Origin of the sequence: Mesorhizobium sp. M1E.F.Ca.ET.063.01.1.1, assembly GCF_003998155.1 — a bacterium.
Lineage (GTDB): Bacteria > Pseudomonadota > Alphaproteobacteria > Rhizobiales > Rhizobiaceae > Mesorhizobium.
In genome coordinates, this window is sequence record NZ_RZSC01000152.1 from 1 (window position 1) to 10,087 (window position 10,087).

16 protein-coding genes are annotated in these 10,087 nt (G+C 62.2%); 8 read left to right on the forward strand and 8 right to left on the reverse strand.

Features of this window, described 5'->3' with window-relative positions; genetic code table 11:
* Nucleotides 1-109: 109 nt before the first annotated feature.
* The 3 genes from EOA29_RS13650 to EOA29_RS41365 all read right to left on the reverse strand — a co-directional run bounded on the left by EOA29_RS13650 (nucleotide 110) and on the right by EOA29_RS41365 (nucleotide 1,565).
* The gene (locus EOA29_RS13650) at nucleotides 110-1,021 is read right to left on the reverse strand and encodes an alpha/beta hydrolase (protein ID WP_126094527.1); all 912 of its coding nucleotides are present in this window, start codon (nucleotides 1,019-1,021) and stop codon (nucleotides 110-112) included.
* 70 nt (nucleotides 1,022-1,091) lie between these two features.
* The gene (locus EOA29_RS13655; protein WP_126094526.1) at nucleotides 1,092-1,394 is read right to left on the reverse strand and encodes a DUF982 domain-containing protein; all 303 of its coding nucleotides are present in this window, start codon (nucleotides 1,392-1,394) and stop codon (nucleotides 1,092-1,094) included.
* A 6-nt stretch (nucleotides 1,395-1,400) separates the two neighbouring features.
* Nucleotides 1,401-1,565: a hypothetical protein gene (locus tag EOA29_RS41365; RefSeq protein WP_189350125.1), complete on the reverse strand. Its 165-nt coding sequence runs from the start codon at nucleotides 1,563-1,565 to the stop codon at nucleotides 1,401-1,403.
* 1,051 nt (nucleotides 1,566-2,616) lie between these two features.
* On the opposite strand from EOA29_RS41365, the gene EOA29_RS13665 reads away from it, so the two are divergent.
* The gene (locus tag EOA29_RS13665; RefSeq protein WP_126094524.1) at nucleotides 2,617-3,612 is read left to right on the forward strand and encodes an SDR family oxidoreductase; all 996 of its coding nucleotides are present in this window, start codon (nucleotides 2,617-2,619) and stop codon (nucleotides 3,610-3,612) included.
* An 18-nt stretch (nucleotides 3,613-3,630) separates the two neighbouring features.
* On the forward strand, nucleotides 3,631-3,951 hold the full coding sequence (locus EOA29_RS13670; protein WP_126094523.1) for a hypothetical protein: 321 nt from the start codon (nucleotides 3,631-3,633) through the stop codon (nucleotides 3,949-3,951).
* Between the two features lie 228 nt (nucleotides 3,952-4,179).
* Here EOA29_RS13670 and EOA29_RS13675 read toward each other — a convergent pair whose 3' ends face one another.
* The 3 genes from EOA29_RS13675 to EOA29_RS13685 all read right to left on the reverse strand — a co-directional run bounded on the left by EOA29_RS13675 (nucleotide 4,180) and on the right by EOA29_RS13685 (nucleotide 5,080).
* A complete protein-coding gene (locus EOA29_RS13675) occupies nucleotides 4,180-4,482 on the reverse strand; it encodes a hypothetical protein (protein WP_126094522.1) in 303 nt (100 codons plus the stop codon).
* Nucleotides 4,483-4,603: 121 nt separating this feature from the next.
* Nucleotides 4,604-4,789, reverse strand: a complete 186-nt coding sequence (locus EOA29_RS13680; protein ID WP_126094521.1) for a hypothetical protein — start codon at nucleotides 4,787-4,789, stop codon at nucleotides 4,604-4,606.
* A gap of 87 nt (nucleotides 4,790-4,876) precedes the next feature.
* Nucleotides 4,877-5,080, reverse strand: coding sequence for a CsbD family protein (locus tag EOA29_RS13685; protein WP_126094520.1), 204 nt, complete (start codon nucleotides 5,078-5,080; stop codon nucleotides 4,877-4,879).
* A gap of 250 nt (nucleotides 5,081-5,330) precedes the next feature.
* Between EOA29_RS13685 and EOA29_RS13690 the strand changes: the two genes are divergently transcribed.
* A complete protein-coding gene (locus EOA29_RS13690; protein WP_189350723.1) occupies nucleotides 5,331-5,741 on the forward strand; it encodes an HD domain-containing protein in 411 nt (136 codons plus the stop codon).
* Between the two features lie 39 nt (nucleotides 5,742-5,780).
* Here the strand turns inward: EOA29_RS13690 and EOA29_RS13695 are convergent, their stop codons facing one another.
* Nucleotides 5,781-6,095, reverse strand: a complete 315-nt coding sequence (locus EOA29_RS13695) for a hypothetical protein (RefSeq protein WP_126094519.1) — start codon at nucleotides 6,093-6,095, stop codon at nucleotides 5,781-5,783.
* Between the two features lie 293 nt (nucleotides 6,096-6,388).
* Here EOA29_RS13695 and EOA29_RS13700 point away from each other — a divergent pair, with 293 nt between their 5' ends.
* The 4 genes from EOA29_RS13700 (at nucleotide 6,389) to EOA29_RS41370 (ending at nucleotide 8,605) form a co-directional block, all read left to right on the forward strand.
* Nucleotides 6,389-6,634 carry a hypothetical protein gene (locus EOA29_RS13700; protein WP_126094518.1) on the forward strand — a complete coding sequence of 82 codons (246 nt, stop codon included), beginning with the start codon at nucleotides 6,389-6,391 and terminating at the stop codon, nucleotides 6,632-6,634.
* 98 nt (nucleotides 6,635-6,732) lie between these two features.
* Nucleotides 6,733-7,785, forward strand: coding sequence for a PAS domain S-box protein (locus EOA29_RS13705; RefSeq protein WP_126094517.1), 1,053 nt, complete (start codon nucleotides 6,733-6,735; stop codon nucleotides 7,783-7,785).
* 142 nt (nucleotides 7,786-7,927) lie between these two features.
* On the forward strand, nucleotides 7,928-8,293 hold the full coding sequence (locus tag EOA29_RS13710; RefSeq protein ID WP_245468468.1) for an SPW repeat protein: 366 nt from the start codon (nucleotides 7,928-7,930) through the stop codon (nucleotides 8,291-8,293).
* Between the two features lie 135 nt (nucleotides 8,294-8,428).
* A complete protein-coding gene (locus EOA29_RS41370; RefSeq protein WP_189350123.1) occupies nucleotides 8,429-8,605 on the forward strand; it encodes a hypothetical protein in 177 nt (58 codons plus the stop codon).
* A gap of 53 nt (nucleotides 8,606-8,658) precedes the next feature.
* On the opposite strand, the gene EOA29_RS13715 is transcribed toward EOA29_RS41370, so the two are convergent.
* The gene (locus EOA29_RS13715) at nucleotides 8,659-9,126 is read right to left on the reverse strand and encodes an Lrp/AsnC family transcriptional regulator (RefSeq protein WP_126094515.1); all 468 of its coding nucleotides are present in this window, start codon (nucleotides 9,124-9,126) and stop codon (nucleotides 8,659-8,661) included.
* Between the two features lie 142 nt (nucleotides 9,127-9,268).
* On the opposite strand from EOA29_RS13715, the gene EOA29_RS13720 reads away from it, so the two are divergent.
* Nucleotides 9,269-10,024: a tryptophan 2,3-dioxygenase family protein gene (locus tag EOA29_RS13720; RefSeq protein ID WP_126094514.1), complete on the forward strand. Its 756-nt coding sequence runs from the start codon at nucleotides 9,269-9,271 to the stop codon at nucleotides 10,022-10,024.
* Nucleotides 10,025-10,087 lie beyond the last annotated feature (63 nt).

Genomic DNA, 10,087 nt, shown 5'->3' on the forward strand with positions numbered 1-10,087 from the left:
ATCCAGGACGATGAAGACGCCGCCGACATTGCCAGGCGCGCCGTGCGGCTTGGCAACGCCGTGGTTATCGCCATGGCGCTCTGCCTGATCGCCGCGCCGGCGATTTATCTCACCCTGGTCTACGGGCTTTAGGCGGCAGCAGAAAATCGCTGAGCATGGCGGCTGTCTCGTCAGGCAGTTCCTCGGGAAAGAAATGACCGCCGGGCATTGCGCCGCCCTGCACATCATGGGCCCAGCGCCGCCACAGCTCCAGCGGGCCGCCTTCGGCTGCATACCACTCGGCGAGCGCGCCATGCTCGCTCCAGAGCGTCAGGACCGGGCAAGCAATGCGCCGGGCGACCGACCGGTCGGCATGATCATGCTCGCGGTCGAGCGTCGCCGCCGCCCGATATTCCTCACAGATGGCATGGATATGCATCGGATCGTGCAAGGCCTTGACGTAAGCCTGCCTCACGGCAGCCGGGAACACGTCAGGCGAGGAGCCCCAGCCGCCCAGCGCATTGTCGACGATCGCATCCGCGGCCGCCGCCATGATCGTCTCCGGCAGCGGCTCCGGTTGCGCCAGCAGCGACCAGGGCCAATAGCCGAGCGCCAGCCGGGCGTCGGCCCGGTCCCAGGCATCGGCGGTGGGGATGATGTCGAGCACGGCTAGCTTTTCGATACGATCGGGGCAGTCCAGCGCCAGGCGATAAGCCACACGCCCGCCGCGATCGTGGCCGGCAACCATGAAGCGGGCAAAGCCGAGCTTCGTCATCAGCGCCGCGACGTCGGCGGCCATGGCGCGCTTGGCGTAAGGCGCATGGACCGGATCGGATGGCGGGCAGGAGCTTCTCCCGTAGCCGCGCAGGTCGGCGCAGACGACGCTGAACCGGTCGGCGAGCTTCGGCGCCACGTCGCGCCACATCAGATGCGTTTCGGGGAAGCCATGCAGCAGGAGCAGCGCCGGTCCGCTGCCGGCGCGGCGAATGAAAATCCGTGCTCCGTCCGTGTCGACCTCGGCGATTTCAAACCCTTCGAACATGTTTTACCTTCCCGGTGTCGGAACGGCTCAGGTCGGGTATGGTTGCTGCGGCCACTGGAAGGTGAGCGCGTCAGTCCGGCGGGCTCTTGCCGTCGCGTGACCATAGCGCGTCGAGCATCGAGAGCGCCGCGCTAGGGTCGGCCGACCTCAGGAGGCCTTGCTGGGCGGCAGCCTTCTTGAAGGCGGCGAAGGCAACAGCCGGGCGGCAGATGCCTGCCATGGCGTCGTCGACCAGCCGCGCCGCCGCGAGGTAGTCCGGCGCCTTCTTGTCCTTCCATTCTCCGCCAAGCGCCTTTTTTGCGCCGGCGATCGAGGAAACCACCATCGTGCCGCCGCTGACGAAGCGGATGGTAAGCGGCAAAAATCGGCTCATGGCCCGTCACCACCCGATCCATTCGCGTGTGCGCCAGGCGAGGCCGACGAAGGGCGCCGCAGTCAACACCGCCGCCGCAATGAAGAGAGGATTGTTCGCCCAAATGGATTTCATGTTGCCACCATCAGGATTGGGATCGCCATAAACGAAGATGCCGCCGACCGGTTGCATTCGATCGGCCAAGGGCGGGCTGTAAATGCGAGCTACATGTTGCTCGCTGGCCGAATGGGCGGAGCCCGACGGTGGGGCGGGCGCGGCCGTAGCCTTAACGGCACGTCGGCGAGCGAAGCATGGTCAGCCTGAGAGGAGTGGTTGGGGCGGCACGCTGGCGCCGAAATGTCCTTGATAGCTTGCCGATCAGATTTCCAATGTCCACGGTACTCTCCTCCTAAGAGTGACCCCAAACAGTGATCGACTAGCATCTGCGGCGATCGTCCGCATTTAACTTTGACGTATGCGCTGATGAACCGTGCCGAAGCGGTCGGGGGCAAAGGCCCGGCCTGCCATCCTGTCTCGACTCTATCCGCAGGCCCGGGCCGCAACGCTAGCGGAGGCTGCGTTCATATTGACGCTTGCATCCTGCTCCACGCACGATCGCGAAAGATCGGATACTCGGGAAGGATCATGCGCAGGATCAAACGGTTACAGGGTCCTTTGCGCGTCCAAAGGACGCGCGAGGCGGTAGAACCTGGGGATACGACTGGCAATGCGCCTGGCCACCTCGGTTCCAGTCGGCGAACAGCGCCGAGCAGTCGATTTCATCGTGAAACTGAGCATCGGGAGCAAACGAGAGCGAGGAGGCGTAGGCTCTCAGGCACCTGAGCCTGAGCGTTTTCTCAAGCCGTAGCTGGCGCTCGTCCTCAACCGGCAATGGGCGAAGCGTCCTTTTGTTCTTTTCGGCAGGAGAGCGCATCTAATTCTCCTCGTCGTCACCGAAACCCGCGGAGCTGACCGGCCCTGCACCGGAGCAACAGGAACCGGAGTGCTCCGACGTCCTGCCCGGGAGTTCAGCGAGATATCACTACAGCCGCTGCCCGCTGTCGCCATCCATTTTGATGAGGCCGGCCATCCTTTAACGAAGACGTCTCCGCTCCACTCGCGAAAAGGGCGGGAGCATCCCGATTGACGCCGGCCGCGACGGTCCGCTCCTAAGGGTCGACATCCGACAGGGCCAACTTTTTCTCCCCGCATGCGTTGTTCTTCCAAAGCGACGGAGAAAGCGATGCCGACGAGATCAGCCACGCCGACCCAATCCGACACCGGGCAAGCTGTGCGCAAGCAGCGCGATGTGCAGCGCAAGGTCGATGCCAAGGACCGCGTCAGGTCGAACGGCAAATCCAAATCCTCGCGTGCGATGCAGGCCGGCGCGCGAAAATATCCGGTGCCACCTTTCCCGAAGCAGCATCACCCGAAGCCCGGCGAGGAATGGGCGATCGAGCCGGCACCGCTCTACGATGCGCCGTTCTGGCTAGGCTCGAATAAGCTAGGCGGCAAAGTTGCACTGATCACCGGCGGCGATTCCGGCATCGGTCGCGCGGTCGCGGTGCTGTTCGCGCGCGAAGGCGCCGATGTCGCCATCGTCTATCTCAGCGAGGACCGCGATGCCAAGGCGACGAAAGCGGCGGTCGAGGCCGAGGGCAGGCGCTGCATCACGCTGCGCGGCGATGTCGCCAGGCGCGCCTTCTGCCGCAAGGCCGTCGAAGAGACCGTGAAGAAGCTCGGCGGGCTCGACCTGCTGGTCAACAACGCCGCCTTCCAGGTTCACTCGGCGGACTTCGCCGATCTCACCGAAGAGCATTTCGACACCACGCTGAAGACCAATCTCTACGGCTATTTCCACATGGCGCAGGAAGCCGTGCCGCACATGAAGCCGGGCTCGGCGATCATCAACACCGGCTCCGTCACCGGCATCGAGGGCTCCAAGGAGCTGGTCGATTATTCGATGACCAAGGGCGGCATCCACGCCTTCACCCGTGCGCTCTCCGGTAATCTCATCGGCAAGGGCATCCGCGTCAATGCGGTGGCGCCTGGTCCAGTATGGACGCCGCTCAACCCGTCGGAGAAGGAGGCCGGGGACGTCGCGCAGTTTGGCGCCAAGACGCCGATGAAGCGCCCCGCCCAGCCGGAGGAGATCGCGCCGGCCTATGTATTCTTGGCTTCGCCGCAATGCTCAAGCTACATCACCGGTGAGATCCTGCCGATCGTTGGAGGTTACTGAACCCATGAGGAGGATCCCATGCAGAAAATTCTTCTCATCATGGCAGCCGTTATGATGTCGGTGCTGCCGGCGGTCGCCCAGACGGCCGATCAGCCGATGGACCAGCAGCTCATCCCCGACTTGCAGCAACTAGGGGACTGCCAGGCCAAGCCCGACACCAAGGAGCCGCAGCAGAAGCCGCAGGCCGCCACGAATGAACTGTCGGAAACGCTCGACAAATGCGGCGGTGTGCTGAAGCCGCCGCCCACCGGCGACAAGAACACCACCGTTCCGCCGGCCGACAACAGCCAGATGCCGATTATCGAGCCTGATGAATTGCCGCCGCAAAACCCGAAGTAAGGACGGCCAACCGGACTGGCCCGGAACTTTTGCCAGGCGCGCGAGTTACCGGACAGTTTCCCGAGCTTCGTGTTACTCCCGAAATTGCAGCCCCGGTCCTCTCGGCCGGGGCTTCTTTTGATCTCGGCGCTGGCCCACCCCCTGCCGCCTGTCCGGAACCATCCCGACCGCGATACCAAACCGCGTGTCGGCGGCGAGGTTGCCACATGATCGTTGCCAGCAGCTTGATCACGGTGCTGGTCTCGGGGTTCCGGCGGCGGAGACGGAGGTGACGCTGCTTGGCGGCGATCCGAGGCTTGGCCTTTTCTCGGTCACGCTGCCCTGGCGCTCGTCCCCACGCTTTTCGATCTCGTAGGAAAGCCAGCGGCAAAACATGCCGACGATCGACGTGGCGGCGCCGCCGAGCAGGCAGGCAATCAACAGCGGACTTTTCGATGCGCTCTCCCAACTGACGGTCGCCAGCAGGATCACGCTTGCCGTCGAGATTGTATAGCCGATGCCCTTGAGCAGATGCCGCGACGATCTGGTCATGCTGATGCCCGCCTTTCAAGTGGAACAGCCAGCAGTGACCGAAGTTCCATTCCGCAATGCCAAGGTAGCCGCCAGCCGGCGGATACGTCCTGCCGGTGGCGCGATCGGCCCCCTTGCGGGCTCAGCGCTTCTGTTTTCCGTTGTCTGGCGACTTGAACCCTGACGTCACATGCGCCTCGCGCATTATCCGCAGGGCTTCGTCAGGGGTGAGGCCGCATTTGCGGGCAAAATAAATCGCTTCGGAGGCCTCTGATCGCGAGGCTGTGGCGAAAACGGACAAGGCCGTTCTCGATTTCTTCTTGGCCATCGGTTCACCGTGCCATGAATCACTTAGTCAGCTAACATAGCCTCATTGTCCGGAAATCAAAATCCCTTGCTTTCCGGTCGGCGGACACTACCAGCCTTGGCGCCTCGCCCAGTCGTCGATGTCGCGACGGATACGGTCCTTCTCGATGCCGTAGCGTTCCTGGATCTTGCCTTCGAGCTGGTCGCGCTTGCCGGCGATGCGGTCGAGGTCGTCGTCGGTGAGCTTGCCCCACTGTTCCTTGACCTTGCCTTTGACCTGCTTCCAGTTTCCTTCGACGCGGTTCCAATCCATGGCGCGAACTCCTTCGTTTTGCACAAGGAGCTAACGGCGGCGCTGCACGGAGGTTCCTGCCTTTGCCGAACGCCGGAATCGGGATTTGGAAGGGAACATTTAGGCGTCGCTGATGTTCCTCTTGCACCATGGCGCGCAGTCCCAGCATCCGCGCGAAATGTGCGCTGTCGGACCGGGTATCCAGAGCCCGATCCAGCCCGTCTCGGCCCTCTCCCCGCCGAGGCGGGCTTACAGGTTGATCGAGGTGAACATGCTCCACCGGGCAGCGAAGATCGCCAGGCAGGCCCATCGCGGCCAACTGGACAAGACCGGCCGACCCTATATCGAACATCTAAGGCGCGTTGCCGACGCCGTCGAAACCCACGACGAGAAGACCGTCGCTTACCTGCACGACGTGATCGAGAAAGGCGAAGGCTGGTCGCTGAACAGGCTGGAGGCGGCCGGCTTCGGATTGCGGGTGGTCGTGGCGGTCGATGCCCTGACCAGAAGGATGGACGAGAGCGAGCAGGCCTTCATCTTTCGCGCAGCCTCGAACCCGCTGTCGCTGCCCGTCAAGAAGGCGGACCTCAAGGACAATCTCTGGCAGGCGTTTCAGGCGGGCATCGCCCCGACCAAGTACGAGGAGGGCCTGCGCTTGCTGGGCGAGTTGAACGGCCACTAAAGCGCGTCGCGGCGAATTCGGGCGACGCGCTTGTGCAATTCAGCCTTTCGGATCCAAATGAAGCAGATCGATCGGGGAACCCGGCAGCCGTCGTTGGTCGAGTGCCTTTTCCAGATCGTTGCGCCTGTCGCCCGGCCAAGCGTCATTGAGGTCGAGCGCGGTGAGAACCTGCTCGTCGAACTCGATCGGCGCGCCGTAGATCTGGGCCACCTGCATGACCAAATCTTCGATATCCTCGCGGGCGAAGTTCTCTTCGAGGTTCCGGAGCCTGATCTCTTCCGACAAGCTGATGATATTGACGATCCCGTTCGCTTGCAGGGCCTCCTGGACCTTGCGGTGGGCATCATCGCGCATCTGGTCGGGAAATTCTCGTTGCATCGGAAAACCCTCCTTTCGCGGACGGTTTGTCCCTCTGTTCGCACCATGCGCCCGTATCGGGCGAATAGCAATAGGAAAATGTAAAAATTCATAAATAAAACAAATAGTTAGCATAGTATCACGAATGTGATTTCGTGGTATCACCCGCATCGTTAGGGTCATCCGCCTTTTGCCTATCGAGCAACCTTGACGTTCTGCGTGCTGTTTCCCATTTTCACTCATAGTGAGACACATACTCATTCCTGGTATTGGTCTCTTGGGAGGCTGAAGTGGCTGAGTTGGAGCGACCGCAGCGGCTGCAGATCATGTTGACCGAGGAGGAACTGGCGGCAGTCGAGAACTGGCGCTTCGACAAACGAATGCCGAGCCGTTCCGCTGCCGTACGCGAGCTTTTGCGCCGGGGTCTCGCGGCGGAAGGTTTCCTGACCGCCGAGACCGGCGTCAAGTCGCAGGACTTCGGTGTGCTGTCGCCGACCGCCAAAGGCGACGAAAACCCCGATCGCTCCGAGACTTAGAGCAAGATGGCATCTCATCTTTTCATCTTTTGCGGGTTGTTGTCTTGATCCGCAAGTGCGCTAACTAACGCCTTGGCGCAATCCAGGGGCAGGGAACAGTGAAATCCGGGGGCAGGGCATCACAAATCAGCAACGCCGATGCGCGGCTGGCGGCCATTGTCGATTCCTCATTCGACGCCATCATTGGCAAGAATCTGAACAGCATCATCACCGACTGGAACCACGCGGCCGAGCGCATGTTCGGCTATAAAGCCGAGGAGGTCATCGGCCAGTCGATCCTGATGCTGATCCCCGAGCGCCTGCAGGACGAGGAAAGTGACATTATCGGCCGCATCCGCAGGGGCGAGGGCGTGGCGAGCCTCGACACGACGCGAAAGCGCAAGGACGGCTCGCTGATTGCTGTTTCCATCACGGTTTCGCCGATCAGGAACCTTTCCGGCCAGATTGTCGGCGCGTCCACGATAGCTCGCGATATCACCGCCTCCAAGGAAAGCGAGCGCCGCATCCGGCTCCTGATGCGTGAGGTCAACCATCGCGTGAAGAACCAGTTCGCGGTCATCCTGTCGATGGTCCGCGAAACCAGCAAGCGTTCGACCGATCCCGGCGAGTTCGAGGAGATGATCCGTGCGCGCATCATGGCGCTGTCGCGCTCGCACGATCTTCTGGTCACTTCGGAATGGGCGGGGGCGAGCCTCTTCGATCTCATCCAGGAGCATCTGAAGCCGTTCGGCCATGAGGAGCGCATCTCGCTCTCTGGCCCGCTGCTGACGCTGCAGTCGAACGCCGTGCAGAATCTCGGCATGGCCTTCCACGAACTCGGCACCAATTCGTCGAAATATGGCGCGCTGGCGGGTGAGGGCGGCAATGTCGAGATCACCTGGACGGTCGACACCGGCCCGGAGGCCCGGCGCCGGTTTCACCTTGTCTGGCAGGAGGCGTTGAACCACCCCGGCGGACAGAGCGAGACGAACGAGTCCACACGAAAAGGCTTCGGCACGGTGGTGCTGCAGCGCGTGGCGCCGCAATCGCTTGGCGGAACCTCCAGCCTCGAACGCTCGCCCGGCGAGCTGAAATGGTCGCTGACGGCGCCGCTCGAGGCTATCGTCGTCCCGCAGCTGGGGGCGGAAGGCGAAGGCGACTTCAGCGTTTGAGAGGTATTTGCCGTCTGGCACCGGGCAGGGCGCAAGCCGCGGTTGCCGGCTCGCGTCCTTGCAGCTTCACAAAACGTAATTATATCAATGAGTGAGCGTGCAATGTCCACGCGAAGTGAGTTGCTTTGGTCAAGCTTCATCCATGGAGGTTGTCATGGCAATGATGGAAGCGAGAAAGAGCATGGACTGGATCACTCTGGTCCTTGCGATCTGCCTGTTCATCTCACCCTGGGTCATCGGATTCACCGCGGTAATGGTGCCCGCGTGGAACGCCTGGATTGTCGGCGTTGCGCTCGGCGCTCTGGCGCTCGCGACGCTTTCGGTGTTCGCAGAATGGGAAGAATGGGTAAATATGGCCCTCGGGCTCTGGCTGATCGTGTCGCCCTGGCTGCTGGGCTTTGCGGCCGACACGAATGTGATGGCCACGCATGTCGTTCTCGGCGTGCTGGTGATCGCGGCATCGGCCTATGCCGTCTGGGACTTCCGTCATCCCCACGCGCATGCGTGAGCGGTGACTGAGCGGGAGCCCGCCGCGCAAGCGGCGAGCTCCTTTGATTTTGACAGTGGGGCATTGGGTGGTTGCGGCGGCTTCACGCATTGCTGCAACCGGAAACCTTTTCGCGCATTCTTGGGAATGGCCTCGATGCTCCACCCCGATAAGCCTGCCAAATGCTGCTCCTATTGCGGTGGCCGCGACCATGATTTCGAGGAGTGCCCGAAGCGCAAGGCCGATGCGGAAAAGGAAGAGGTAGCGCGGGACGGAACTCGTCACGAGGATCTTCAGCCTGGCCCGGAGGTGACCTCCGAATACCTACCGTAGCGTTCCTTCGCGCTCTGTCCCGCCGACGTCTCTTTGATCTTTGCCGCCGTGACTTATGTCAGCGCATGCGCCGCGGCGTCGGCGAACGAGATATCGCCCTTGATCTCGCGCATCGCCATCGAGGTCACGGTGCGGCGCACGCCGGGCAGCCGGCTGAGTTCCTCGCGCAGCATCCTGTCCAGCGCCCTCATGTCGACGGTGACGATCTGCAACAGATAGTCGGCCTCGCCGGTCGTGGCGTAGCAGCGGCGGATCAGCGGATGCTTCTTCACGGCCGCCTCGAAGGCGTCCGAGACCTCAAAGTCGATCGACACCTGGATGAAGGCCTCGATGCCGAAGCCGATCGCCGCCGGATCGATGCGGGTGGAATAGCCGCGGATGGCGCCTGCATCCTCAAGTGCCTTCACCCGTTTCCAGCACGGCGTCTTGCTCAGGCCAACCTCTTCGGCTAGTTCGCCGAAGGAGATGCGCGCGTCGCGTTCGAGGGCGGCAACGATTTTGCGGTCGACGGCGTCCAGCATATTTCGTTCTCCAAAACTCTATAAAAGGCGATGAATTGTCCTTCGATTTCGCCGAATTGGATAACAGAAAGGAACAATGTTCAAGCCGAAAGCGCTATTCTTTGGGCATCCGTCGAACATGCCCGTGCGAGGAGGATGAGCCATGGACAAATCGGACTATCACGCCCGCATCGAGGCGCCCGAAATGCGCGACTACGGCGTTTATCTCAAATGCGACCAACTGCTCACCTGCCAGAAGCCGCTCGCCGAGATGGTCAACGCCGACGAGTTGCAGTTCCAGATCGTGCACCAGGTCGAGGAGCTGTGGATGAAGCTCATCGCCTACACGCTGGTCGACGTCCTCGATTATCTGGAGAGAGAGGATACGCATCGCATCGTCACGCTCATGGGCCGCGTGCACCGGCTGATGCGCATGATGACGGCGCAGCTCGACCTGCTGGAGACCATGTCGCCCAAAGAGTATCAGCAGATACGCCTCGAGCTCGGCAATGGCAGCGGCCAGGAGTCGCCGGGCTTCAAGCTCATCCTGCGCCTGCCGCCGGACCTCTGGCGGGCCTTCAAGCACTCCTATCTCGACGGCCGTGGACTCTCGGTCGAGGACATCTACGACGCCCACTACGACCATGGTGACGCTTACGTCGTTGCCGAGGCGCTGATTGAGTTCGACGAGCTCTTCCAGAAATTCCGCGCCAACCACCTTTATCTCATCCACCGCTCGATCGGGCTCGGCGCGAAGTCGCTCAAAGGCCGACCGGTGGAAATCCTCGAAGGCGGCGCCCGCCACCGCTTCTTCCCCGAGCTCTGGGACATACGCTGCGACATGACCGACCGCTGGGGCGCGTCCTACGGCACCGTGCGGGACTCGATCAGCCATCCGCGGCAGGCGAAGGCGGGGTAGGGCCGGCGCCCCTTCTCCCCTTGCGGGAGAAGGTGTCCGAGCGAAGCTCGGACGGATGAGGGG

Bases quoted from the DNA above. Each gene is read 5' to 3' on its own strand.
- EOA29_RS13650 (WP_126094527.1), bottom strand. From the start codon at position 1,021: ATGTTCGAAGGGTTTGAAATCGCCGAGGTCGACACGGACGGAGCACGG.
- EOA29_RS13655 (WP_126094526.1), bottom strand. From the start codon at position 1,394: ATGAGCCGATTTTTGCCGCTTACCATCCGCTTCGTCAGCGGCGGCACG.
- EOA29_RS41365 (WP_189350125.1), bottom strand. From the start codon at position 1,565: ATGCAACCGGTCGGCGGCATCTTCGTTTATGGCGATCCCAATCCTGAT.
- EOA29_RS13665 (WP_126094524.1), top strand. From the start codon at position 2,617: ATGCCGACGAGATCAGCCACGCCGACCCAATCCGACACCGGGCAAGCT.
- EOA29_RS13670 (WP_126094523.1), top strand. From the start codon at position 3,631: ATGCAGAAAATTCTTCTCATCATGGCAGCCGTTATGATGTCGGTGCTG.
- EOA29_RS13675 (WP_126094522.1), bottom strand. From the start codon at position 4,482: ATGACCAGATCGTCGCGGCATCTGCTCAAGGGCATCGGCTATACAATC.
- EOA29_RS13680 (WP_126094521.1), bottom strand. From the start codon at position 4,789: ATGGCCAAGAAGAAATCGAGAACGGCCTTGTCCGTTTTCGCCACAGCC.
- EOA29_RS13685 (WP_126094520.1), bottom strand. From the start codon at position 5,080: ATGGATTGGAACCGCGTCGAAGGAAACTGGAAGCAGGTCAAAGGCAAG.
- EOA29_RS13690 (WP_189350723.1), top strand. From the start codon at position 5,331: ATGCTCCACCGGGCAGCGAAGATCGCCAGGCAGGCCCATCGCGGCCAA.
- EOA29_RS13695 (WP_126094519.1), bottom strand. From the start codon at position 6,095: ATGCGCGATGATGCCCACCGCAAGGTCCAGGAGGCCCTGCAAGCGAAC.
- EOA29_RS13710 (WP_245468468.1), top strand. From the start codon at position 7,928: ATGGAGGTTGTCATGGCAATGATGGAAGCGAGAAAGAGCATGGACTGG.
- EOA29_RS41370 (WP_189350123.1), top strand. From the start codon at position 8,429: ATGCTCCACCCCGATAAGCCTGCCAAATGCTGCTCCTATTGCGGTGGC.
- EOA29_RS13715 (WP_126094515.1), bottom strand. From the start codon at position 9,126: ATGCTGGACGCCGTCGACCGCAAAATCGTTGCCGCCCTCGAACGCGAC.
- EOA29_RS13720 (WP_126094514.1), top strand. From the start codon at position 9,269: ATGGACAAATCGGACTATCACGCCCGCATCGAGGCGCCCGAAATGCGC.